Here is a 24,719-nt window from a genome sequence, read left to right as displayed (position 1 = left end):
AGCGCCGGAGGAACGGAGGAGAGAACCCCTTTCGTAATTCGCAACGCCAAACCTTACACCGTCAGCACCGGCTCGGGTGAAGTTTCGGCCTCGCGAGGGCGGCGAATCATCGCCGTTTCAAAGATGGGTGCCGGCGGAGCATCCAAGCTCTTGCGAACGCGCATGACCAATTGCGGCGCGCGGTACGGTTTGGGCAGAAAATCGAAATTATTTTCGTTGAGATTGCTGCCGATAATTTCGGAACTGTAACCGCTGCTGTAGATGACGCGCAGATCGGATTTGTGCGCGCGCAGCCGACGGGCGAGTTCTGAACCGCTGATCCCGCCGGGCATGACCATGTCGGTCAGGAGCAGATCAATTCGCCCCTGTTGTTCCTGCCAGATTTGCAACGCCTGAACGCCACTCTTCGCCTCGAAGACCCGGTAATGGCAACTGCGCAACACAGTGGCCACCAATTCCCGCAGTTCCGGCTCGTCCTCGACCAGCAGCACGGTCTCGCGCCCGCTCCGCGCCATGATAACGGTTTCGTCCCGATCATCGGTTTCGACCACCGCACTCGGCAACGCGGGAAATAAAATGCGGAACGTCGAACCGGCGTTGATCGCGCTGGTGACTTCAATCCAACCCTGGTGTTGCTTCACGATGCCCTGCACCGTGGCCAGACCGAGGCCCGACCCGCGATCCGCTCCCTTGGTGGAGAAGAAAGGTTCAAAGATGCGGACCATCGTGTCCGCGTCCATGCCGCAGCCGGTATCGCGAAAACTGATGCTGAGAAAGCGTCCGGTGCGCGCTTCCACATGCCGCCGCACGTAATCCTCGTTGATCTCCGCGAGGCTCGTGATGATGGTCAACCGACCGCCTTTCGGCATCGCGTCGCGCGCATTGACCACCAGGTTCATGATGACCTGCTCGATCATTCCGACGTCGGCCTGGATGGCGGGCAGTCCCGAGGCCGTGGTGATTTCCAGCGCAATGTCCTCACCCAGCAAGCGCGGCAGCATTTTGCCGAAATCCGCCAGCACCGCGTTGAGATCGAGTGGTTTGGTCTGAATGATCTGCTTTTGACTGAACGTCAGTAATTTCCGGGTCAAGGCCGCCGCGCGGCGCGAGGCGCCGGAGATTTGCTTCAGTGAAGTGATCAATTGCGCGTCGGTGCCTGCCAGCGGCAACGCGAAATCAGCATACCCTTGAATCACCGTGAGGATGTTGTTGTAATCGTGAGCGATGCCCGCCGCCACCTGCCCCACCGACTCCAGTTTTTGCGCGTGGCGATACTGCGCCTCGAGATTGAGTCGCTCGGTGATATCCACACCGTAGCAATGCACCCCGCGAATTTCCGGCACCGGCAGAAATGACCAACTGATGGTGCGCTTGGCAATGACCACCAGTTCGTCGGAATGTTTGTTTCCGCTCCCGACGCATCCGGCCACAATCGCGCGCAGGTTCGCCGGCAGAATTTCCAGCAGATGCTTTTTATTCAACGAGCGCAACAGCGCGTGCGCGGCTTCATTGGCGTAACTGATTTCACCCGCATTGGTCAGTTCAAGAATCGGATTGGGATTGACGCGCGGGAACGCGGCCAATCTCTCGGCTTGCGCCTCGGCGCGTTTGCGCTGAATGCACAATGCAATGCCATTGGCGACCGAACCCAACTCCTGCAGAACGGTCTCCGGCAGCCGCTCCTGCGAATAAACCGCCAGCGCGCCGACCAACTGCTCCTCCATCATCAGCGGATAAGCGGCGCACGACTTGATCTCCGCCTGCTGCAACGCTGCGGCCAACGCGGGGGGCGAACTTTGTTCCAGCGAAGCGCTCCAGACGGGACGGCCGGCTTTCAAAGTGGCGAGATCAAGGCATTGCGACAGGAACGGCAATTCATCAGCCTTCGTGCCCACGCTGGCCTGCTGTTCAAAACCCGCCTTGTCGGTTTCAAACGTCAAGACTTGCGCCAATGAAACATTGAGGTATTGGCACATGCTTTCCGCGCATTTTTCCATCACCTCGGGCAAGGGCGCGCGCCGGGTCAACGCCAAACCCACCTGCATGCCAAACGCGGCGAGCCGGGCTTGCTCGAAAGCCGCCGCTGATGCCGCGCGTTTCCGCTCAATGGCGTAGCGCAGCGTGCGCTCCAACTGCGGCGCTTCAATTTCACCTTTGACCAGGAAATCCGCGGCGCCCGCTTTCATCGCCGCGTGATCCGCGTCCGCCCCCGCCGCACCGGTCAGCAGAATCACCGGCGCTTCGGCGCCGGCGGCCCGGGCGGCTTGCAATAATTCGATGCCGTCATGACCGCCCAGCCGGAAATCCATCAGACAAACATCCTGGCAGTTGGCGGCCATGGCCTGCAGCCCTTCATCAAAATTTCGAGCGCGCGCAATGGAAAATTTCGGCCGCCGGATTTCTTTGAGCAGTTCGCTCGTTAGAAAGAAATCCTCGTCGTCATCTTCGACGACCAAAACCCGGATGGCGGCCGTTTCACTCATACGCAAGAGGTGGAAGGAAGTTCAACCGTGCGAAACCAATAGCCGGTAAGCTGCGAAATCGTGCTGACCAGCTCGTCAAACTCCGCGGGTTTGGTCACGAATGAATTCGCGCCCAAATCATAAACGCGGGTGATATCGGTGTGGGCGCGTGAAGTGGTGAAAACCACCACCGGCACCCCGCGCAACGCCGCGTGCGCGCGAATCTCCTTCAGCGCTTCCCGGCCGTCTTTGCGCGGCATGTTTAAATCCAACAAAATCAAATCCGGACGCGGCGATTCGCCCTCGGGTTCATAGCGGCCGCGGCGAAGCAGATAATCCACCAGTTCTTCACCGTCCGTCACGAAGCGAACGGCGTCCGTCGCGCCACATTCCGCAAAGGCATCCTGCACCAACAGCCGATCATCGGCGTCATCCTCCGCCATCAGGATCAAGTAATTCCGATCTCGGTTCATAAACTCAGATTTTTTCTCCGTTTGGCGGGTTTGACCGGCAAGCGCACAATGAACGTCGCGCCCTGACCCAACTGACTGCGAGCGGTGATGCTCCCGCCATGCCGCTCCGTGATGCGCCGACAAACCGCCAGTCCAATACCCGTCCCCTCGTATTCCTGACGATTGTGCAGGCGTTGGAAAACGGCAAAAATTTTCTCCAGATATTTCTCCTCAAAGCCAATGCCGTTGTCCTTCACCGTCAATTCGCAAATCGGTCCGGTGGAGCTGCAATCCTCCGCGGATGGAAGGACCTGGGCATTGATTTCCACGCAGGGCTTCACTCCTGGTGCCTGGAACTTAAGCGCGTTGCCGATCAAATTCTGTAGCAATTGTCGAAGTTGCATCGGGTCCGCTTCGATCCGGTGCAATTCGCCCACCTTGACCGTGGCTCCAGTTTTTTCGATTTGCACCTCCAGATCGCCCAACACTTCGCGAACCAGTCCGTTCAAATCCACTTCCACGAAGGGATCGGTCCGGCTGATGACGCGTGAAAATGTAAGCAAATCGGCAATCAGCGTCTGCATACGGACGGCGGCGTTTTGCATGCGGGCAAGGTAATCCGCGCCTTCGGTGGGCAGGGCGTTGCCACACTTCGTTTTCAATCGGTCGCCAAACGCGCGGATTTTTCGCAGCGGCTCCTGTAAATCGTGGGAAGCCACGAAGGCGAACTGTTCGAGTTCGGCATTGGAGCGGGCCAATTCAGCCGCTTTCTCTTCCAGCGCCTCCGCCGCCTGTTTGCGTTCCGTAATATCCTTGAACAAGACCACCCGACCGACGGGGCGGTCATTTTCAGTGATTTGAGAACGTAAGAATTCAGCGGTGAACGTGGCCTTGTCTCCGCGCATCAAGGTCACCTCATTGGGCTGACTGGTGGCTGGGTTGGAAGTAATGGTGGTATTCCCTGGAAACGAGTCGCCAAACAGCGCCGCTTCACTTTGCCCGACCATCTTTTCCACCTCCAACCCCATGAGCCGCGCGGCGGCGGGATTGACAAAGGTGATCTTGCCGGTTTCATCCACGCCGCAAATACCTTCGCCGGCGGCGTTCAGAATCAATTCATATTGGCGCTGTAATTTTTGCAACTGCTGCGAGCGCGCCTGCACGTGAATTTGCAACACGTCTTTGCTGGCGGCCAGGTGCTGGCTCTGCATCACGATGGTACGTTCGTTCCGTTTACGGCGATTCAGTTCCTCGCGGATTTCCTCGTTGGTTCGAGTCAACGTCGCCACCGCCGCTTCCAGTTCGCGACGGCGTTTGATCAAGTGCTCCTCGATGGTGGTTTTCTCGACGATTTGAATCCGCAGCCGATCCGCCTTCAGTTCCGCTTCCACCCAAGCCTGCTGTTGCGCCTCAATCCAGATTCGGCGCAGCCGAAACATCACCAGCCAGACCACGGAAGCCAAAAACAACCCGAAGCCGAACACAGCCGCCATGCCCCACCACTGCCAGTTGGAGATTGCCGCCAAGAAGTCGTGACCGTCATCCAGCAGCAGGAAATCTTCGGCGTTGAAGGACAGCGTCAGCAGCGCCCCCAGGATGGTGCTGGCCAGTATCGCCAACAATAGGGTTCGGCGCTCGCGCAGAATAAAATCTGGTGGTTGCGGGACAACCAATTCGGGCGCTTCCGTCGAATCCACGGCGTCTGCCGGTAGTGTTATTAATTCCGCCTTCGTCATTGTGCTCTGTTGAAATCAGCAAGCATACGACCGGGCTTGCCCGTTGAGGTCATAAACGCAAGCAGCTTAAAGACCAATGCCGCCACGCTTCGTGTTCTTTACCCGCCCCTCCGTTTTCCGCGAAGGTTTACAACCGACCCCGCTTGCCTTTTAATAGGTCAAGCATGTTCGCAAACGAGGCATCATCACGATGACAACGACTCCGGAAACCATCGGTCTGTTGGCCGGCAACCGCACTTTGCCGCTGCTCTTTGCCCGTCAGGCTCGGCGCCTGGGGGTGAAGCGCATCGTCGCCGTCGGCTTCGAGGGAGAAACCGATCCGGAGCTGGCGGCGCTGGTGGACGACATGGTGTGGGTGAAAGTCGGACAACTCTCCAAAATGATTGCCGCGCTCACGGATCGCGCAGTGACTCAATGCGTGATGCTCGGCCAGATCGCGCCAAAGAACTTGTTTGATGTGCGCCCCGACCTGCGCGCCATGGGCGTTTTGTTGCGACTCAAGGAACGCAACGCACACACGATTTTTGGCGCCATCGCCGACGAGTTGAAAAAAGACGGCGTCACTTTGATCGAAGCCGAACCCTGGCTGCAACCGCTCATGCCCGGAGCGGGATTCCGACTCGGACGCCCATTGACCTCCGAGCAAGAGGCCGACGTGACGTTTGGTTTTCGCATTGCCAAGGAAATTTCGCGACTCGAGATCGGGCAGTTGGTGGTGGTCAAAGAAGGCACAGTGCTGGCCGTGGAAGGTTTTGAGGGCACGGACAACTGCCTGCTGCGCGGGGGACAACTCGCCGGGAAAAACGGCGGCGGCGTGGCCATCAAAGTCGCCAAGCTTGGACACGATATGCGCTTTGACGTGCCGTGCATTGGACCGAAGACTTTGGAAACCTGCGCACAAGCTGGCATCACGGTTCTCGCCTTTGAATCCAATCGCAGTCTGATTTTGGAACAGGAAATCTGTGCTCAACTGGCCAACCGACACAAACTGGCACTCACCACCGTTGGCTAATGGGTGCGACTGAGAGCGACCGATTGTGGGCGAAAATTTGAGCGCACTTCCATCAGGTCTTTATCCGTTGACCTGCTGTAGCGACGGTTCGGCGCGGCAACTTGTAGCGGCGGTCTATGACCGTCGCAAATCCCTGCGCCGGAGGCGCGATAAGAAGGTAGCCCACAGCGCAAGCTGTGGGGTCCCGGTCGCATGAATCATAAGCTCCGCCAGGGGCGACAGAAAATCGTCGGCACACACCTGAATCGGCCGCCCCTTCAAGGCTTGTTCTAAAACCGCCATTTTCCCACGGCTGATGCCGTGGGCTACCGTCTTGCGCTGCTCCGCAGCTTGAAATTGGGAAGTCCGTCGCTTTACGGCTGCGACTTCGCTGGTTTGTTGAGGCGATACTGTTTCAACTCGGCATAGATGGATTGCGCCAGACTGGATTTGGCGAAGCCAACGACCTTCGTTCCCGGCAACGCGAAAAACTGTTCCAGTTCCGCCGAAGTGAAATGCTGCACCACGGGATAATGCGCGTAGTCCTGCAAAATTCGCGTGCGGCTGTTTTCCGAAAGGTCGGTGGTGACAAGAATGAATTGCAACCGCGATTTACTCCGCGCCAGGGTGTCGCGGCCCACGATCAACACCCGCGCCTTCAATACGAACGGAAACAATCGCGTGACGGATTTATTGGTTGCTGGCCCGGTTGCCATGCTGGTTGTCTTATGCGGATAATTTCTCAATCGCCGGCAGCACTTCGGCGCGCGCCCGTTCGACGTCACCGGGAAAATCAATTTCCGTCCACGGCAAGCCGGTGACATCCACATGACCGAATCGCCCGTCCTGCACCAGTTGGCGCAGGACGTCGTCATAGGAAGCCTTGCGGTTGGTCGTGCTCAGCCGCTGCGTGAGCGTGATCAACTCCGGCAGGTCCGCGCCCGCCAATTTGAAGAAACCGATGGACTCGCCGATTTGTTCGGCCTGACCCTGCCATTGCTTCACGAAGTCAAACGGGCGGCCATTGGCAATCGGCACCAGCACCGGATCGTCATCCGCGGTGGAATACTCCCGATCAATCAACAGCGCAGTGGGCGCGGGTGCGTCAAGCAGCCGGCGCAAAAACACGGTTGGATAAAGCACGTCGCCATCCATCAGCAACACCCGGTCGCTCGCGCCGATGGTTTGCAGCACGGGGATGGAAGTGGCAAAGCTCAGCACACTGCCCTCGGTGAAATCGGGATTGACCAGTTGACGAATGGCGAGGCCGTAGCGCGCGGTCAGGTCCGGTAGCAATGCGGCGATTTGTTGCTGCTGATAACCGGTGACGATGGTGAGCCGCTGAACTCCGACGGCGCGCAGGTGTTGCAGGTGATGCGCCAACAAAGTTTGCCCGCCGAATTCGAGCAGGATTTTGGGGCGTTCACCGAACGCGGATTGTAAACGCATTCCGATTCCAGCGGCGTAGATGATGGCTTGCATGATTTGATCAGCTTGATTTAGTGATTGGTGGATGCCTCCTGCGCCGCTTGGGCCAAAGTGCTTCTCAGCGAAGCGCCTTCCGTGTAGAGCAGCATACCGCCGACGAGGACGTAGAACAACTCCCGGCCGCGACGCAGAATGGCATAAGTCACCGCCAGCGGAATGGGCAGCACAAAAATTTTGAAAAGCAGCACCACGCCCGATTCCTGCACGCCCAAGGCGGCCGGCACAAAAATCCCCATGGCCTTGGCCACGCTGATGAAGGCTTCAATCGCGACGGCTTCCGCGATGGATAACGGCAGCCCGAGCAGGTGGCACACGACAAAAATCTCCAAAGCGTCCGCCAGCCAACCGAGAAAATACACCAACGTGGTTTGAAAGAAACGCCAGCGGTCGGAATGATAAAATTGATACACTTGGTCATCCAGCTTCCGAAAGTTGGCTTCGTGCTTTTCCAGCACTTTCAGGCGCAGCGACAACTTTTTCAGCACCGCCTGCACCGTGCTGAACATGCCGCGTCGTTGCAGCAGCAACAGCAAAACGACCACCGCAAACGCGATGATGGTGATGACAAACATGCCGCGTCGCGCTTCGGAATCCGGCGGCAGCACGGGCAGCGCGAGCAAGGCGCCCAATCCAATGAAGGCGACCTGGGCAATCACCTGGCAGGTTTTGGAGGCCACCACGCTCGTGCCGCAGGTTAAGCCAGGCACGCCGCGTCGGTGCAATAGATAAGCTTTCACCGCTTCGCCACCAACGTAGCCCGAAGGAATCACGTTGTTGACCGCTTCCCCCGCCCAACGCACGCGGAACAGGGTTAGAAACCGTGGCGGCGCTCCGGCGTATTTCCCAAACGAAAGCTGCCAACCCCAGGTGTCGAAAACGTAAACCACCAGATAAGGCAGCAGGACGAGCGGCGCGGCCCAGCCGAGTTGGCGCACATGCGCCCAAATCTCCGCCGGTCCAGCGCGATAGATGAACCAGCCAAACAGGCTCAAACCGAGCAGCAATAAAATCCAGCGCAGGATGGTTTTCACGAGGTGGGTTGGTTCGGCGCGACGCCGGGCGCGCGTTGCAGTTGCAACCCCAGCGCGAGCACCCAGAACACCTGCACGCCGACAGCGGTGAGCCAGAGAAACCAGTCCAGTCTGCCGAGACCGGCGAGAATCAGGAGCAGCACGGAGAAATCGCGATTCGTGGTGGCATCAATCAGTTTTTGCAAACGGGAATTGCGGTGCGTTTCCGGTTGCATCAGGCCGCGCAGGACGATGAGGAATGAAATGACCACGCCGACGGCCGCCGCGCCCGCCAGCCACAAAACCGGCGCGGTGCTGCCGGCGCGATGCAGACCAATGCCGATGGCCACAAACACGCCGATATGCACGATTTGATCGCCAACAATGTCGAGCCATTTCCCCAGCGGCGATTCTTTGAACAACACCCGCGCCAAATCGCCATCCACACAATCCACCACGGCGGAAAGTTGCAACAAGACCGCGCCCCAAATCGCGGCGGTCGCGTGGCCCAACGCAAAGCACCACGCCGCCAGCACGCCGATCAGCGTCGCCGCCACCGAAACTTGATTGGGTGAAATGGAGGTGTGAATGAGCTGCTTCGAGAATAGGACGCGACCAACCGGGCGATTGAAATACTTGTCCACCAAACCATCCGCCGCCGAGGTGAGCGAAGCCCAGAGTTGCTGCGTAGCGCGGGTGGCGGAAGCTGGATCACTTACGAGTTCCGCGACGCCCCTGGCGGTTAGGGCCGGACCGCGCGCCAGTTGAGAATCGAGCGTGGCGGCGGAAATGGAATCGAGCACCCCAACCGGCAACGGTGTTCCATCGAGCTTCACCAAACGTCCACGTTGTTCAATAACGCGCTTCAGGTCGAATGTTTGTACCAAGACCCCAGTTGAGAGCGCGAGCGCTGGATGGTTTAAGATCGGTGGTTGGGGCACGATCTGAAAGCGGATCCCCAGTGCGGGCGTCCGTTTTAATGACGGCAACGGCGCAGCGGAAACCACCGTGATCGGGGTTGCTCCCGTCCGGTGAGTAGCCACAAGCAGGCGATCCAATACGCATAAACCAGCCACACGTTGCGCCGCGGATTCAGTCGCGCAGAAAATGACGGCGGGCAAGCTCACGATGGACGGAAGTATCCTGATTCACAAAACCGCGCGAGGTTTTGAGCTGTGACCGCCGCCGTCCGCGCTTCCACCATTAACCGGCGGCAGCAAAGGGACGAAGGACGGACGCAAAGCGAAACGCCAATGCGCTCGATTCGCTGACCCGGCCCGCGCACCTCGCTGCAAAGGGTATTTCTCACCACACCCGGTCTATGGCTTCTTTTTGCCACCGAGGAAGACGTGTTTCAGGCCAAAGTAAGCGATGGAGTCTTTCATGTTTGACACAAACCGCATGAACGGATTCATCTCGCCCGACGTGACGTATTGCATCGAAACCATGAACCGTTCTTCGTTGGCCTTCGTCGGCGTCACCGCGTGGTACACCTTGTCGCCGTTGAACAGCACGAGCGTGCCGGACGGGACTTGCAGGCTCAACTCTTCCGGTTTATGTCCGGGATTTTTTGTGTGTAATTTGCACACGAGCCGCGCGCTGGAGTTGTCTCGAAAGCCGACCAGCAACGTCCACCGGCGATCCTTGTAATACGAGGTGTCGTAGTGCCAGCCGATGTGGTCGCCCTCCTCGGTGTAGGCGTAGAGCGCGCAACGATGCAGGTCCGAGTCGGGACATTCCTTCATTTCGGCATCGGTGATGTTTTTCAGCAGGCCAAGCAACGCGGGACTTTGATAAACGGCGTTCATGGCGGGCGCGAGTTCGCAGACCGTGTCGTAGGCCACGCTGCCCCCTTTCTTGTGCTTCGGAATGAAACTGCGATGCAAGCGCGGTCGCAGCGCGGATAATTGCGCATCCCATTGCGCCATGATTTCCGGCGGCAGAAAATTATCGAGGATCAGAAACTCATCCTGATCGTAATAGGTTTTTCGCAACGCCGCGGCGTCCAATTTGGCAACCTGATTGGCGATGATGCTTTCAATTTCGGCGCGGCCCAACGTCGGCTCGGAAGTAGTGGCGGTTTTCATAAGTTATGAATGAATCATGGAGCGGGTGGCGACCAGCTCAAATCCGGACTGGATGCGTCCAACGCCGCTCGTCCTGCAAATGATGTTGCGTCATCCCGGGGTGGCAAGGCAAGCTTACAAGCTTTTTGATGAAGAAAACGACGCAATTTCGTCGCTTGTTGCAGTCTGGCCACCTTGAATTCCTGATGGAAGCACACAATGGTCTCAGCGCCACCATCGTGGCGGAGGCCGGGTTCAAAGGCATCTGGGCCAGCGGCCTTTCCATCTCCGCTGCACTCGGGGTGCGTGACAACAACGAAGCCAGTTGGACGCAGGTGCTCGAGGTGGTCGAGTTCATGAGCGACGCCACGAACATTCCCATTTTGCTCGATGGCGACACCGGCTTTGGCAACTTCAACAACGCCCGCCGGCTCGTGCGCAAACTCGAGCAACGCGGTTGCGCGGCGGTGTGCATCGAAGACAAACTCTTTCCCAAAACCAACTCCTTCATTGGGGGCGAAAAACAGGCGCTGGCCGAGCTGAATGAGTTCGCCGGCAAAATCAAATCCATGAAGGACGCGCAGAGCGATCCGGATTTTTGCGTGGTGGCGCGACTGGAAGCGTTCATCGCGGGGTGGGGACTGGATGAAATGCTGCGGCGTGCGGAATCGTATCATGCCGCCGGGGCGGACGCTTTGCTCATCCACAGCAAAAAGAAAACGCCGGACCAGGTGCTGGCGTTCGGGCGGGCCTGGCAAAAGCGATGTCCGCTCGTCTGCGTGCCGACCACGTATTACGCCACGCCAGTGGAGCAACTGGAGCAAGCCGGATACAACCTCGTCATTTGGGCGAACCACAATTGCCGCGCTGCCATCACGGCGATGCAAAACGTGTCGCGCACCATTTTTCAACAGCGCTCGCTGGTCAGCGTCGAGGACAAAATCGCGACGGTGAAAGAAGTGTTCCGTCTGCAACGCGCGGATGAACTGGCGGCGGCCGAGGATCGTTACCTGCCGCGCAAGGCGGAATTTGCGCGCGCCATCATTCTGGCCGCTTCGCAAGGCGCCGAACTGGGCGAAGTCACCCGCACCGCTCCCAAAGCAATGGTGCGGATCGGAAACACGCCCTTGTTGCACAAGCTCGTTTCCGACCTGCGCGCGGAACGCATCAAGGAAATCGTCGTGGTCCGCGGCTTCGCCAAAAATGAGGTGCGCGCGCCCGAGGTGACGTTCGTGGATAACGACGCGTATGCAACCACGGCGGAACTGGCTTCGTTGCAAAAAGCGGCGGAATGGATCACCGGCGAAGTGGTGCTGACGTTTGGCGACATTTTGTTCCGCCGTTACATCCTGAGCAACCTGCTGGCGGACCCGCACGACATCGTGGTGGTGGTGGACGCGAACTGGCAGCAACGTCCGCCCGTGGGACAGATGGATTACGTGACCACCAACCGCCCGTTCTCGCTCAAATACTCCGAGGACGACGTCATGCTGGAAACTGTGGGGGCTGATTTGCCGAAAGATAAAATCACCGGCGAGTGGATTGGTTTGATCAAAACCACCGCCGCCGGCTCGCAGCGCTTGCGAACGGCCCTGGCCGAGTTGGCAAAGCGACCGGACTTTAACCAATTGCGCTTTGACGCTCTGTTCCGACACCTGCTCGCGCAACCGACGCCGATCAAGGTGCATTTCATCACCGGCCATTGGCTCGATGTGGACAACGCCGAGACGTTGCTCGAAGCCCAAAATTTCTAACCATGCTGAATGCCCGCTTCTTCATTGAACACCTGCGCGGCCTGAATTACGCGCAATATGCCGGCGTGCCGTGCTCGTTCCTCAAACCGTTCATCAATTACGTCATTGATGATCCGTCGCTGGATTACGTCGGCGCCACCAGCGAAGGCGAAGCCGTCGGCTTCACGCTGGGCGCCTACCTTGGCGGACGCAAGACCGTGACGATGTGCCAGAACTCAGGCCTCGGGAACATGGTGAATCCGTTGACGTCGCTCAACCATCCGTTTCGCGTGCCCACGTTGCTGATCACGACCTGGCGCGGGCAACCCGGCGTGGATGACGAACCGCAGCACGTTCACATGGGGCACGTAACGCACCGATTGCTGGAAGCGATTGAAATTCCCTGGCTGCCGTTTCCCGCCACCGAAGCGGAAATTCCAACGGTGATGGCGCAGGTCGAAACCAGCCTGACGGAACGACAACGACCGTTCGCGCTCGTGATGAAAAAGGACACCGTCGCGCCGCATCAATTAACGCGGCGCCCGCAGATCACCGTGGTCAATACCGCGACGCAATTCAGCGCCGCCGCGTCATCCACCGAACGGCTGACGCGCACCCAGGCCATCGAATTGATCCTTAGCGAACTGAGCGGACGGGAAGCCATGGTGGCGACCACGGGCATGACGGGGCGCGAGTTGTTCACGCTGGCGGATCGCGCGAACCAGCTTTACGTCGTGGGCGGCATGGGCACGGCTTCGGCCATTGGTTTTGGCATTGCGCACGTCCTGCCGCACCAGCCAGTCGTAGTGCTGGACGGCGACGGCGCCGCCCTGATGAAGCTGGGCAACTTCGCCAGCATTGGCTATTACCAACCGAAAAATTTACTGCACATCGTGCTCGACAACGAAGTGCATGACTCCACCGGCGGCCAGCAAACCTCCTCGCCCGTGGCGCGGTTCGCCGCCATCGCGGCGGCCACCAATTATCAAAATGCGCACGCCGCGGATCGCGCGGACGACGTGCGGGCGAGCCTGCGCCATTTGCGGCAGACTCCCGGGCCATCGTTGTTGCACATTAAAATCAAACCAGGCTCGCCCAAGAGCATCGGGCGCCCGACGGTGCCGCCGCATGAAGTGAAGGAGCGGTTTATGCAGTTCCTGCGCTCCAATCAACCCTCCGTTGCATCAGCCGCATGAGCGCCGATAAACTGCTGTTCACTCCCGGCCCGCTGACCACCAGTTCCACGGTCAAGCAAGCCATGGGGCATGATGCCGGTTCGCGGGACCCGCGGTTTATCGCGTTGGTCCGCGACATTCGCGAGCGGTTGCTGCAACTCGGCGGCGTCAGTCAGGCGGCCGGATACGAAGCGGTTTTGATGCAGGGTAGCGGCACGTTTGGCGTGGAATCCGTGATCAGTTCCGCAATCCCAACTGACGGAAAAATCCTGATCCTCATCAATGGCGTGTATGGCGAACGCATTGCCACCATGGCCGCGCGTCATCACCTTGCCACTACGCTGTTGCGTACGGAGGAAAATCAATTGCCGGATTTGGCGGCGCTGGATCACGCATTGGCGCAAGACCAATCCATCACGCATGTCGTGGCGGTGCATTGTGAAACGACAACTGGCATTCTGAATCCCATTGAGAAAATCGGTGAACTGGTTCGCCGGCAGCGCCGCAGTTTCATTGTGGACGCCATGAGCAGTTTCGGCGCGATCCCACTGGACCTGGCGGCGGCGGGAATTGATTACCTGATTTCCTCGGCCAACAAGTGCATTGAAGGCGTGCCGGGCTTTTCCTTTGTGCTCGCGCGACGTGAAGTTTTAGCAGCAACCGCCGGGCGGGCGCGCACATTGAGCCTGGACTTATTTGCGCAATGGCAAGGGTTGGAAAAGGACGGGCAGTTTCGTTTTACGCCTCCGACCCATGCGCTGCTCGCGTTTGATCAGGCGCTGCGGGAATTGGAGGCGGAAGGCGGCGTGACCGGACGCGGGCGACGTTATGCGGCCAACCATCAACTGCTGGTCACCGGCATGCGCAAGCTGGGTTTCCGTCCGTATCTCGCGCCCGAAACGCAAAGCTACATCATCACCACGTTTCATTATCCAACCGACGCGCGTTTTCACTTTGCCGATTTTTACCAACGCCTCTTCGAGAAGGGTTTCGTGATTTATCCCGGCAAGCTCACCCGTCTCGACTGTTTCCGCATTGGCAACATCGGCCGCATTGGCGCAGCGGAAATCCGGTCGCTCTTGACGGCGATCGCCGAAACCTTGCACGAATTGGAATTACCCGTGCCGCTGCCCGCGTAACTTCCAACCGGATGAAGCGGTTGGTTTTAGCGCGCCAGTTCAGGCCACTTTGACCTTCACCTTGTGACCTTTGATTTGCGCGCGTTTGAGTCGGGACACAATGATGTTGGCGTTCTCCTGGTCCACGTCCACGAACAAATGCTTTTCCCGAATGTCCACCGTGCCGACCACTTTGGCGGGCAAACCCGTTTCCCCGGAAATGGCCGTCACGATATCCGCCGGCCGGATCTGATGCGCGGCCCCGAGACTCATCCACAGCCGCGTCTGGTGCTTGGGCGTCGCGCGACTCGGGCGCGGAGCTTTCGCCGGCGGAACGCGGTCGCGCTTCTTTGTGGCCCAAGGTGGTAAATGGGGTGAGCTGCCGGACTTTGCGGGAACTGGCATTGGCGACTTTACCGAAGCCAGAATTTCTTCATCAGAGTAAGTTTTCACCGCCGCGGCTTTTGTCGGTGCCGCTGGCGCTTTGCTTTCCGGTGCGGTGGAAACCGGGGTCGGACGAGGCGGTACGACTCGAGGTTTGGCGGGCGGTGGAGGTACATCAGAACCGGGAGCTTTGGCTGAAGCGGGCGATTGCGGCTCGCCAACCACAGTCTTGACCGGGTTTTCCGCCGGAGTCGAAGTAGTCACGGGTGCGGTGGTGTTGCGCGGTGGCGCTGCTTTCACCCGACTCTGATCGGGAGCCGTTGCCGCCGGACGTGACCAACTGGAAGGCGCGGTTGGCTTGGATGCATCCGGTCGAAATGGCGACCGCGTCCGCTCCCTGCGATCCGTCTGGACGCCGCGATTTTCAGTGGGACCGCGACGATCCGGGCGCCGGGTGTCGGCATCAAACCGGGCCGCTCGTTTTGGCGGTTCTGATTTCGTGGCGCCGGCAGGTTCATCGCCGGATTCCGTCTGCAAAAGCGTTAGACAGGCGCTGGCGATGTCCGCGGAAGAAAAACCCTCTTCCAACAAGCGTTCCACCAAAAATTCATTTCGCTTGAAATCGCCCGCCCCCAAAGCCGTGCGAATTTTTCCGAGAAACAAATCCTCCCGCGCGTCTTCAACTTCAGCGGCGGTTGGAATGCGACCGCGCTGAATGCGCTGATTGGTGTAGCGCTCGATGTTGCGGATTTGAAATAACTCGCGCCCGGAGACAAAGGAGATCGCCCGCCCGCTGCGACCCGCCCGCCCGGTGCGACCGATGCGATGCACGTAATCTTCCACGTCGTAGGGCAGATCATAATTGAACACCACCTGCACATCGTCCACGTCAATACCCCGCGCCGCGATGTCCGTGGCCACCAGAAATTTCATGCCCGACTTGCGGAACTTGTTCATGACCCGATCGCGCATGGCCTGAGTCATGTCGCCGTGCAGCCGGTCCGCTTGATATCCCTGAGCTTCCAACTGATCCACGAGGTCGTCCACCATGCGTTTGGTGTTGCAAAAAATGATGCCCAGCTTGAGGTCGTGCAGATCAATCAGGCGCGTCAGCAATTCGATTTTGAACCGACGATCCACCTCGTAATAAATCTGCTCGACCGTCGCCACCGTCACCGCCTTCTGTTCAATTTGGATGCTCTGTGGCGTCCGCGCGTATTTCTCGATCAGCTCGCGAATGGAGCGCGGCATCGTGGCGGAGAAAAATGCGGTCTGTCGCGCGGTCGGCACCGTTTGCAGAATCGCCTCGATGTCGTCGCGGAAACCCATGTCCAACATGACGTCCGCTTCATCCAGCACCACCACTTTGACCGCGTCGAGTCGCAAGGTACGGCGGCGCAAATGATCCAGCAGCCGTCCCGGCGTGCCGATGACGATTTGCGCGCCCTGGTTAAGGCCGTAGAACTGCCGCTCGTAAGATTGTCCGCCGTAGATGGGCAATGCTTGAATCCCGCGTTTGAACAGCGCGAGTTTGTGAATCTCGCCCGAAACCTGCACCGCCAACTCGCGCGTGGGACAAAGGATCAAGACCTGCACCGCGCGCAAATTTGGATCAGTCTTTTCAATGGCGGGGATGCCGAACGCCGCCGTTTTTCCGGAGCCGGTTTGCGATTGCCCCACCAGATCGCGCCCCGATAAAAGCACGGGAATGGATTCGGCCTGAATGGGTGAAGCCTGCTCGAAGCCCAGCTTGGCGACGGCTTTGAGCAGTTCCGGAGAGAGGCCGAGATCGGCGAAGGATTTGGATGTCATATAGTGGATCGCCTTGGCGACTTCGGCCAACGTAACAGCCCGCCGGAGCAAACGAGAGCGAAATTTTGAGCCACTCAAGCATCCGGTTTTATCAGGAATACAGTGCCTGACATGAAATCGGCCATGACGATGAGTTTACAGCAGTGCACAATTTTTTAGCCAGGATTGTCAGCGCCACCTGGTTTTTATCAGTGCCAACGAACCTGCGTCCGCATTGATTTCGCTGTCTGTGGATTGGGATTCTGATTAAGCGAGGCGTACTGCGACCCAACCCCCGACCACAATGGGTTGGTAGCAACAGATGAAATTTCGCGATTGGAACCGGAGTGGTAAGTGATGCCGTGAAAGTGCCGTGCAGAGCTGACGCACACCTAAAATTTCTTCGGAATTTGTGATTTTAGTACACTGCTGACTCACAGGGTTAAGGGATAAAAAAGGTTGGCTTGCGGGTTTGCGCCCTGCCACAAGGAAGGGCATGAAAAGGAAAACCACCATCAAGCCAACCGCCGGCAAGTTCTCGCTCTTGCGGCAAGTTTGACACTTCATTCCGCCGCATCTGGTGCCGCGTCTGGCGCGCGAAACCGGCGTGGCAGATCGGTGCCGCACGTTCAGCCCGTGGAGTCATGTCGTCAGCCTGCTCTACGCCCAAATCACCCACAGCCTCGGTCTCAACGACGTATGTGGCGCGTTGCGACGGCGCTCCGGCCTCGCCGTTGTGCTCCACCACGACGCGGCGCGGCAACAGTTTTTGCGCGACCAAAAATTCCTCAATGGTGCAGGGAAGCTTGGTCGTGATGGTTTGACCGTTGGCGATGATGGCGTTCACGGTTGATGAATTTCTTTCAAGTTGGCAATCGGAGCAAAGTCCGTTTTGTCGAGTCGCGCGTAGGCTTCGGGTGTCATCAAACCGGTCGTGCCGTCAGCAAAGCCAATCGCGTGAGCCGGATTGCGGCGAAAGAGATTCCAGAGGGTGGGTTGCGGCACATTGGCGAACATTTGGTCGCAGAAAACCACGATTTGAGTGGGGCTCGTCAAATTCAGACCGTTGGTGCGCACCCAATACCGCGCATCGCCGGTCCAAGAATTCGCGCTAAGTTTTAGGAATTGCTCGCGCTCAATCGAACGCATCTGAGTCGCCGCGAGGAAAAACGAGTTGGTTGCTTCGAATAGTTGAGCTGTGAGCAGGATTTGTTTGCAGTTGACCAGGGTCGCGCTGTTACCGCCGCAGTTAGAAGCGCGGGCAAACAGGAAGGGCACGATGGCCCCCATACCAATCAGCGCCAACATTCCAACAAGAACAGTAGTGATTATTTTCTTTCTGTTCATGGGTGATACGCTGGCTCGCGCCGGTCACGTTGTCAACGCCACGTCCCAATCCTTCCATACCGGTTCGTAGCCGAGGCGCCGGATGGATTGAGCGACTTCTTGACTGGAACGTTCATCCGCGATGTTGAACTGGCCGGTCGCATTGGTGGGATGTCCGTTTGTAGGTGCCGCCCACTCGCTCGCGCCCACCTTCACGATGCGTCCCTGCACGGTTTGATGCACCTTCGCGCGTCCGGCACCCGTGTAACCGCCCGGCTCCGTGTGACTGCCCGCGCTCATCAACGTGATGCCCAGCGGGATCAAGCCGTCCCGCAACGCCGCCGATTCGCGCGTGGATAGCACGATGCCCACGTCGGGAAACATCAGGCGATACGCGCAAACCAGTTGCACCAGCTCGCGATCACTGAGGTGCGTGAGCGGTTCAAATTCACCGGCACTGGGTCGCAGGCGCGGCAGCGAAAGGGTCAGTTGCGCCTTCCAACAATGGCGCAACAAATACTCCGCGTGCGCGGCCAGACAAATCGCCTCGTAACGCCAGTCCGCCAAGCCGTACAGCGCGCCGATGCCAATGCGCCGGAAACCGGCTGCGTAAGCGCGCTCGGGTGTTTCGAGTCGCCAATCAAAATTCTTCTTCGGTCCGGCGGTGTGCATTTCCGCGTAAACCGCGCGATCGTAAGTTTCCTGGTAAACCACCAAGCCATCCGCACCCGCCGTCACCAGGTCGCGATACGCCTCCGTATCCATTGGCCCCACTTCGAGCGAAACGCTGGGGATGGTTTCGTGCAGCGCCGCCACGCACTCGGCGAGATAACCCTCGGAAACAAATTTGGGATGTTCGCCCGAAACCAGCAGGATGTTGCGGAAGCCCTGACGCGCCAGCGCCTCGGCTTCCTGGCGCGCCTCCGGTACCGAGAGGGTGACGCGCAAGATCGGGTTGTCACGTGAGAAACCGCAGTATTTACAGTTGTTGATGCACTCGTTGGAAAGGTACAGCGGCGCGAACAAGCGGATCACCTTGCCGAACCGTTGCTGGGTGAGTTGCTGCGAACGGTGTCCCAGCATTTCCAGTTTTTCACCCGCCGCCGGCGAAATCAGTTGGGTGAAATCCGTCAGCGACAGCGTTGATTTGCCCAGCGCTTCGCGGACGGTTGCGGTGGAAGCTTCCCGCGCGCGCCGCAACAGCGATTGAATCGGCAGGGAATTGAACTCAGCGACAAAACTCACGCGTAAACTTTAGCAAACCAACGAGCGAAGTCGAGCGGGCGCGGTATGGAGCGCGTGGTGGTCGCGGGCCAAAAGCTACGAATAATGCGGCGGTTTGGGATTGTTGGCCTTGATGCGTTCCAGCTCCAAAGACTGCATCGCGGTGCTGGCCCGATGCAGCTCCTTTTTCAACTGCTGCGTCAGTTTACCCTGTTCAATCACCACCTCGTTCAGCGCCTCGACCTGTCGTTCCAGATGGGCCACGAGACTTTCGAGCCGCTCAAAACGCTGGTTGCTGGATTCATCCATGGAAATTCAAATCGTGGCGGCGGTCACGAACCGCCGGTGCTTTACGAAGACGCCGCGCAGGGAGCGCGATAGCTCATCCTGCAACGCCTGTAGTTCACGGTAGATGGCCACGTTGGTTTTCTGGGGCGTGGTGGTTTCGGCTGGGTTCAACGTGACAAATTCGTCGGTGAGATCGGAAATTTTCACTTTCTCACCCTGTTGCAATCGCCAGCACCAGAGCGCCTGCAAGGCCGCTCCGTAAGCCGCGCCTTCGCTCACCTTGAGCGTCACGACTTCCGCATTGAACACGTCCGCCATGATCTGTCGCCACAGTTTGGATTTGGCCCCGCCGCCCGTCGCGCGGATTTGCTTCGCGGTTACGCCGAGTTCCCCCAGGCGCCGCAATCCGTAATTCATGCCGAGCGTCACGCCTTCCATGGCGGCGCGACAGTAATGGCCGGCGCGAAAAGTTTTCGGCGTGATCCCCAGCAGCACGCCGGTGCCGTCGGGAACGTTGGGCGTGCGTTCGCCTTCAAGGTACGGCAGCAACAACAAACCGTCCGCTCCGGGGGCGACCTGTTTCGCCTTGCTCTCGAATTGCTGGTGCGTGAAGCCAAAATCCAGCCGCATCATCTCCGTGGCGACGGTGGCGTTCATGGTGCAAAGCAGCGGCAGCCAGTGGTTGGTGGAATCGCAAAACGCCGCAATCTCACCCTGCGGATCGAGGATCGGTTGATCCGCGCAGGCGAAGATGGTGCCGCTCGTGCCGAAACTGGCGGTGATGAGACCGGCCCGGGTGTTGCCCGTGCCGATGGCGCTCATCATGTTGTCGCCGCCGCCCGCACTGACCAGCGTGCCCGGTTGCAACCCGAGTTGTTGCGCGGTTTCAGAGCGCAAAACGCCGGCGGGTTGATCGCTGGAAATGACGCGCGGCAGTTTATCGCTCAAATCCGGGTCAATGGCGCTGATGGCGGCTTTGGACCAGCGCCGGGTTTTGACATTGAAAAAGGCCGTGCCGCTGGCTTCGCCGTATTCCGTCACCCGTTCGCCCGTGAGCCAGAAGTTGAGATAATCATGGGGTAGGAGCACCGTGGCCAGCCGCGCAAAATTTTTCGGCTCATGTTTTTTCAGCCAAAGAATTTTGGCGGCGGTGTAACCGGTCAGAATGGCGTTGCCGAGCGTGCGCAGAACTTTTTTCTCCCCGCCCAGCGCCCGGGTCAACTCGTCGCACTCGGCGGCGGTGGCGGTGTCGCACCAGAGTTTGGCCGGGCGGATCACTTCACCGTCGGCATCCAGCGGGACGAAGCCGTGTTGCTGGCCGCTAACGCCGATGGCCTTGACTTGAGCTCCGCTGGCTTTGGCGCTGCGCAACGCCTGACGAATTGCGGTCGCAGCCGCGTCGCGCCAAGTGTGGGGATGCTGCTCTTTGGCGCCAGGCGGCAAATGGGGAATCAGATCGTAAGTTTGCGATCCGGAACCGAGGACCTCGCCGGTTTTGGCATCAACGACGACGGCCTTGGTGGATTGCGTTCCGCTATCAATGCCGATCAGAAGGTTTCGCATGAGCCGAAGTCTAAGTAAAAAAACCGCTGCATGTCACGCGGAAGGAACGGAGCGGACTGAAGCGCTGTCGCCGGTAAAAAAACGTGGTGCTTCGGGACGGGTTTATCCGGCGGAAACTTTAGCTCCAGTGGCGCGACCGCTTCAAAGCTCGTTGATCAGTCCCATGAACAAGATCATTTCCGTTTGGGCATCCACAATGGCAAATAGAAACGGTCGGTCCACAATCATCTGAAATGGCTTTGGTGGATCCGATTGGGGTCCCGCGGACTTGGCCGTCAAACCTGTAACTGCGGCCGCCTCAGTACCTTGTTCGTTCACTTCTACAAACGCTTTCTGTCGGACTGCGGAAAGGTGATGCGGTTCATCAAACATGCCGGAAAAGTCAGCATCGGGTTGTTTCTTTTGAGCATTGAAGGCAGTCTTTATGCCCAGCGCCTGTACTGCCGGTTTGAGATCGAGTGTGTTTTCCAGTTTGAACTTGGGCAGCACCAACCAGCCGTCGCGCTTGCTGAATCCCGGTATTGTTACACGCCGCCAGTTGTCCCCGTTCATGATTCGCAGCAGTTTCGTTGGATTGCTGCCGGGATCGGGCAAGAACACGTACATCCCGAGTCGCCAACCCACGTAAGGCAATCGCACGGCCTGATATCCAGAACCTTGGCGATAAGTGAATCGGCTATGCTTCTCCATCATCGGCCGATTTTTTGCCGGACCTACCATGGGGTGAAACGGACGCTCCTTCGTCAACTTCGCGTCGAACGGGGCGTGCCATCGGCCTTTGAAATAAATTGCGTTCGCGAGAACCAAATCCGTGTAAATTGGATCAATCAGGCCATCGGCAATGGCGGTGATTCTTCCGTGGGTTTGGTCATTGGCCCATTGGTTGATGATGGCTTCCGCGGCTGACGCATTGTTGAAATCCAAGGGGCGGATGGCAACGTCGGAGAATTGTCGGCTGGCTTCGAGAAAGGCTGGCTTCATGGTGACGCCCTGCCGGTACCAGAGCGCATTGGCAGTGGTGAGAATGACGTTGGTGTCCTTCGGATTAAGCCCCTCGGCAGCCGCTTTGGTCGCCGCGTTCAAGGCGTCGGCTGAAAGGTCGGAGATTTTGAGAGCTTGCTGCATTTCGCGAAGAGTTCGACCCGCAGCACCACGAGCGACCAACTGCAGCGCGGTGGCCGTGCTGTAGGGCGAAACCAAAATGCTGGCTTGGGGTTGCTCCACCGACAATTGCTTGAGCAGTTTAAACGCAAAGGTGTTGTTGGCATGGGCCAGTTCGGACAGGCTGGAGTTCGCCGCCGACAGGAGATTGCAATTGCTCCCGATTGCGACGACCAACAGCAGACAAAGCTTGGATTTCATGATGAGCGTTGCGCGTTTATTTTCGGTTAAGGCCATTCTAACAACTCGGGCGTTTGGTTGGAAGCGGGGTTTGCAAATGGTTGAGAGTCTGTGGAATACCACGTCAATCGAGATGCGCTTATGGTCGCCCTTGACTTGATTATCTTAAAGAATACTCCGCGTCAGCGTCGGGATAGTTGCGCGAGGGGTGGCTATGAAACAGTCTGTGATTCAACGGGTTATCGAGCGTAACCCAGCCGATAAAGGTAAATTGTTCTCGCTTGACGGCGGGGGCGGGTCTTGGAAAGTTCAGGGCGGTTGCCTGCCATGAAACCATACGTCGGAGGATAAACTCCGATCCGTTTGATGGCGGGCTAAATTTTTATGGAACGTAGAACGAAGACTTCGAAAAAGCGAAAACCCAGGAGCGCGCCTTCGGTGCAAATCCGCCTCATGGAGCTGGCCGATTTGCCGCCGGTGTTTGAATTGGGACAGAAATTGTTTACCGCGGAAAAACTGCCGACACTCTATCGCTCGTGGGATGACGATGAGGTGCTGGAATTGTTTGGGTCCGATGGCGAGACGTGCTTGGTCGCCGAAGTGGACGGTCGCCTCGTGGGGTTCGCTTTGGGGGCCATGATGGAGAAGCCAAGGAACGCCTGGCGGTATGGCTGGCTCGAGTGGCTGGGGATTGAACCGCACTACAAACGGCACGGCGTTGCCAGCCGGTTACTGGCGCGATTGACCGAAATGTTCATTGAACGCGATGCGCGCATCATGCTGGTGGATACCGACGAGGGCAATGCCGACGCGCTGGCCTTTTTCCGCAAGAAAGGTTTCAATCACGAAACCAAGCACATTTATCTTTCCTACAATTTGACGAGCCATCCGCAATACCGCGAACACAAAGAGGCGCAGGACTGAGCGCGGAGCCCAGGGAGACGGCCAATCTGGCCGTTTTGATCGGCAACCTGCCGATATTATTGCAATCTGATTTTATTTCCCTGATCAGTTGGAGGCGACATGGAAGTCGTCACTCCCGATATAACGACGGCGTCACCGTGAGCGTGTGCCCGGTCAGTAACGTGGCTGCGGCGTCCCTCGCAATTCGCCCGCCCCTCGGTGCCTCTGCGCCTCGGTGGCCCTTAACTTTAGAACTGCATGTCGTCCGCGAGATGCGAACGATGACCGCCGAGGACAGCGATGCTCCCCCATTCCCCATTCCTTTGCCCATCATTCCCTTGCCTTTCCGTTCGCGTATTTCGTGTATTTCGCGGTTGTATTTTCCCTGATCAGTTGGGGGCGACGTGGAAGTCGTCCCTCCCGATATAACGACGCCGTCGCCGTGAGCGTATGGGGTGACAGCTCAATCATTCACTCAAACGTCGGTAAAAAGAAAATGAAACAACAGTGAGGCCGCCGAACAAACCTGCACTCAGCCAATCCATGAGAACCGCATCCCGAAACTTCTCCGGCGAGGCTGCCCGCGTTACCTGCTCTGTCGCAGGAAGGCGTGGACTCGACGAATAAAGTGCCGTGCCAGTCCACTCGGCCTTCACCGCACTCCCAACTGAGATCACAGTCGGAAAAACAAGCACAATCGCAACAATCAACGCGCACCAGCGTGCAACTTCAGGTGTGGACTGTGGAAATGACATACGCGCACTGCCGTCAGCGATAAAAGCTCAGCGACCCGGCGCACGTAACGCCACGATTGCAACCACGTCGGACGCGGAGCAATGACGGAAGAAACTCGACCAGCCAGTTTTGTTGATAATCAACCTTTTGCATGTCTAGCTTCTCAGGAGGCCGCTCGTATTTCATCTCTCGGTGTCCTGAATTCAAAGGCCAATGCCACCAGTGACGCCAAAGTCACGGCAATCCACCACCAACCATAGAAAGCTGTTTCGTCGAAAATCAAAATCTTCGGCCACTGCGACTCTGTGGCGATGAGAAGAACGATAAACGCAGAATTGAAGGCAGCAGAGAACAACCAGAATGCAGCGGACGCGACAAGTGCCCGGCACTGTCGGCTGCGCCACCGCCAGCCAATCCACACACCATATCCAACAAGAAAATAAACACCCAACAGCCACATACGCCACGCGCGGTCGAAGGCAGATAGCAACGCTCCGACAGTCGGAAGCAGAAGTATCACTGCCCAGATAATGCCGATGCGAAAGAGCCAGCGAGCGATGTTGCCAGGGATGTCGCGTTGAGTGGTCATGGCGTGTGCAGCGGCCGGCTTAACATTCAGGTCCGCGATAGTTGCCAAGGGTTGGTCGTCGGCAGATCATTATGTCGGGACAATGAGGTTTTCCGAACGGCTGGTCAATCTATGAATTCCACAAGTTCCGTCCGGAGTGCGCCCCACCACCCCACGTCTCGTCCTTCGTAAATCATCCCTCGTAATTCGCCTCCTTCTCTGTGCCTCGGTGGCCTTTTACTTTACAACCGGATATCGTCCGCGAGACGCGAACGACTACCGCCGAGGACGGCGGTGCTCCCCCAATACCCATTCCTCTGCCCACCATTCCCTTGTCTTTCTTCGCTTGGGAGGGACGCGTCCGG

The 24,719-nt window shown here is 58.2% G+C and carries 21 protein-coding genes; 5 read left to right on the top strand and 16 right to left on the bottom strand.

Features of this window, described 5'->3' with window-relative positions:
* Positions 1-53 precede the first annotated feature (53 nt).
* From M9920_03075 to M9920_03065, 3 genes are read right to left on the bottom strand one after another with little or no spacing between them, the layout of a single operon-like run.
* A complete protein-coding gene (locus tag M9920_03075) occupies positions 54-2,483 on the bottom strand; it encodes a response regulator (protein ID MCO5051268.1) in 2,430 nt (809 codons plus the stop codon).
* On the bottom strand, positions 2,480-2,935 hold the full coding sequence (locus M9920_03070) for a response regulator (GenBank protein ID MCO5051267.1): 456 nt from the start codon (positions 2,933-2,935) through the stop codon (positions 2,480-2,482). Before M9920_03070 ends, M9920_03075 begins: the two co-directional genes overlap by 4 nt.
* Positions 2,932-4,650, bottom strand: coding sequence for an ATP-binding protein (locus M9920_03065; GenBank protein ID MCO5051266.1), 1,719 nt, complete (start codon positions 4,648-4,650; stop codon positions 2,932-2,934). The genes M9920_03070 and M9920_03065 overlap by 4 nt, the downstream gene beginning before the upstream one ends.
* Positions 4,651-4,840: 190 nt before the next feature.
* On the opposite strand from M9920_03065, the gene lpxI reads away from it, so the two are divergent.
* On the top strand, positions 4,841-5,662 hold the full coding sequence (lpxI, locus tag M9920_03060) for a UDP-2,3-diacylglucosamine diphosphatase LpxI (protein MCO5051265.1): 822 nt from the start codon (positions 4,841-4,843) through the stop codon (positions 5,660-5,662).
* A 353-nt stretch (positions 5,663-6,015) separates the two neighbouring features.
* Here lpxI and M9920_03055 read toward each other — a convergent pair whose 3' ends face one another.
* The 5 genes from M9920_03055 to M9920_03035 all read right to left on the bottom strand — a co-directional run bounded on the left by M9920_03055 (position 6,016) and on the right by M9920_03035 (position 10,226).
* Positions 6,016-6,357, bottom strand: coding sequence for a hypothetical protein (locus tag M9920_03055; protein ID MCO5051264.1), 342 nt, complete (start codon positions 6,355-6,357; stop codon positions 6,016-6,018).
* A 10-nt stretch (positions 6,358-6,367) separates the two neighbouring features.
* Positions 6,368-7,123: a phosphocholine cytidylyltransferase family protein gene (locus M9920_03050; GenBank protein ID MCO5051263.1), complete on the bottom strand. Its 756-nt coding sequence runs from the start codon at positions 7,121-7,123 to the stop codon at positions 6,368-6,370.
* 17 nt (positions 7,124-7,140) lie between these two features.
* Positions 7,141-8,160: a flippase-like domain-containing protein gene (locus tag M9920_03045; GenBank protein ID MCO5051262.1), complete on the bottom strand. Its 1,020-nt coding sequence runs from the start codon at positions 8,158-8,160 to the stop codon at positions 7,141-7,143.
* Complete coding sequence (locus M9920_03040; GenBank protein MCO5051261.1) at positions 8,157-9,026, bottom strand: CDP-alcohol phosphatidyltransferase family protein; 870 nt, start codon at positions 9,024-9,026, stop codon at positions 8,157-8,159. Before M9920_03040 ends, M9920_03045 begins: the two co-directional genes overlap by 4 nt.
* A 432-nt stretch (positions 9,027-9,458) precedes the next feature.
* A complete protein-coding gene (locus M9920_03035; protein MCO5051260.1) occupies positions 9,459-10,226 on the bottom strand; it encodes a 2OG-Fe(II) oxygenase in 768 nt (255 codons plus the stop codon).
* A 185-nt stretch (positions 10,227-10,411) separates the two neighbouring features.
* Here M9920_03035 and aepX point away from each other — a divergent pair, with 185 nt between their 5' ends.
* Genes aepX through M9920_03020 form a run of 3 tightly spaced genes read left to right on the top strand, consistent with a single transcriptional unit; the run spans position 10,412 to position 14,252 of the window.
* Positions 10,412-11,959 (top strand): phosphoenolpyruvate mutase, encoded by a 1,548-nt coding sequence (gene aepX, locus M9920_03030; GenBank protein MCO5051259.1) that lies wholly within the window; start codon positions 10,412-10,414, stop codon positions 11,957-11,959.
* A 2-nt stretch (positions 11,960-11,961) separates the two neighbouring features.
* Complete coding sequence (aepY, locus tag M9920_03025) at positions 11,962-13,134, top strand: phosphonopyruvate decarboxylase (protein MCO5051258.1); 1,173 nt, start codon at positions 11,962-11,964, stop codon at positions 13,132-13,134.
* On the top strand, positions 13,131-14,252 hold the full coding sequence (locus M9920_03020) for a 2-aminoethylphosphonate--pyruvate transaminase (protein ID MCO5051257.1): 1,122 nt from the start codon (positions 13,131-13,133) through the stop codon (positions 14,250-14,252). The genes aepY and M9920_03020 overlap by 4 nt, the downstream gene beginning before the upstream one ends.
* 39 nt (positions 14,253-14,291) lie before the next feature.
* Here M9920_03020 and M9920_03015 read toward each other — a convergent pair whose 3' ends face one another.
* The 7 genes from M9920_03015 to M9920_02985 all read right to left on the bottom strand — a co-directional run bounded on the left by M9920_03015 (position 14,292) and on the right by M9920_02985 (position 22,169).
* Entirely contained in the window at positions 14,292-16,427 is a 2,136-nt protein-coding gene (locus M9920_03015; protein ID MCO5051256.1) for a DEAD/DEAH box helicase, read from the bottom strand.
* A gap of 421 nt (positions 16,428-16,848) precedes the next feature.
* On the bottom strand, positions 16,849-17,253 hold the full coding sequence (locus M9920_03010) for a hypothetical protein (protein ID MCO5051255.1): 405 nt from the start codon (positions 17,251-17,253) through the stop codon (positions 16,849-16,851).
* The gene (locus M9920_03005; protein MCO5051254.1) at positions 17,250-17,714 is read right to left on the bottom strand and encodes a hypothetical protein; all 465 of its coding nucleotides are present in this window, start codon (positions 17,712-17,714) and stop codon (positions 17,250-17,252) included. Before M9920_03005 ends, M9920_03010 begins: the two co-directional genes overlap by 4 nt.
* Before the next feature lie 63 nt (positions 17,715-17,777).
* A complete protein-coding gene (thiH, locus tag M9920_03000; GenBank protein ID MCO5051253.1) occupies positions 17,778-18,977 on the bottom strand; it encodes a 2-iminoacetate synthase ThiH in 1,200 nt (399 codons plus the stop codon).
* 75 nt (positions 18,978-19,052) lie between these two features.
* Complete coding sequence (locus tag M9920_02995) at positions 19,053-19,265, bottom strand: SlyX family protein (protein ID MCO5051252.1); 213 nt, start codon at positions 19,263-19,265, stop codon at positions 19,053-19,055.
* A gap of 6 nt (positions 19,266-19,271) precedes the next feature.
* Positions 19,272-20,807, bottom strand: coding sequence for a xylulokinase (xylB, locus tag M9920_02990; protein ID MCO5051251.1), 1,536 nt, complete (start codon positions 20,805-20,807; stop codon positions 19,272-19,274).
* A gap of 141 nt (positions 20,808-20,948) precedes the next feature.
* Positions 20,949-22,169 carry a serpin family protein gene (locus tag M9920_02985; protein ID MCO5051250.1) on the bottom strand — a complete coding sequence of 407 codons (1,221 nt, stop codon included), beginning with the start codon at positions 22,167-22,169 and terminating at the stop codon, positions 20,949-20,951.
* 363 nt (positions 22,170-22,532) lie between these two features.
* Here M9920_02985 and M9920_02980 point away from each other — a divergent pair, with 363 nt between their 5' ends.
* Positions 22,533-23,072, top strand: coding sequence for a GNAT family N-acetyltransferase (locus tag M9920_02980; protein MCO5051249.1), 540 nt, complete (start codon positions 22,533-22,535; stop codon positions 23,070-23,072).
* Positions 23,073-23,949: 877 nt separating this feature from the next.
* Here M9920_02980 and M9920_02975 read toward each other — a convergent pair.
* Entirely contained in the window at positions 23,950-24,423 is a 474-nt protein-coding gene (locus tag M9920_02975) for a hypothetical protein (protein MCO5051248.1), read from the bottom strand.
* Positions 24,424-24,719 lie beyond the last annotated feature (296 nt).

The sequence above is a fragment of the Verrucomicrobiia bacterium genome, assembly GCA_023953615.1.
In the GTDB taxonomy this organism is placed as follows: domain Bacteria; phylum Verrucomicrobiota; class Verrucomicrobiia; order Limisphaerales; family JADLHS01; genus JADLHS01.
Note: the sequence above shows the minus strand (reverse complement) of the source record. Positions and strands in the feature narration are given on the sequence as shown.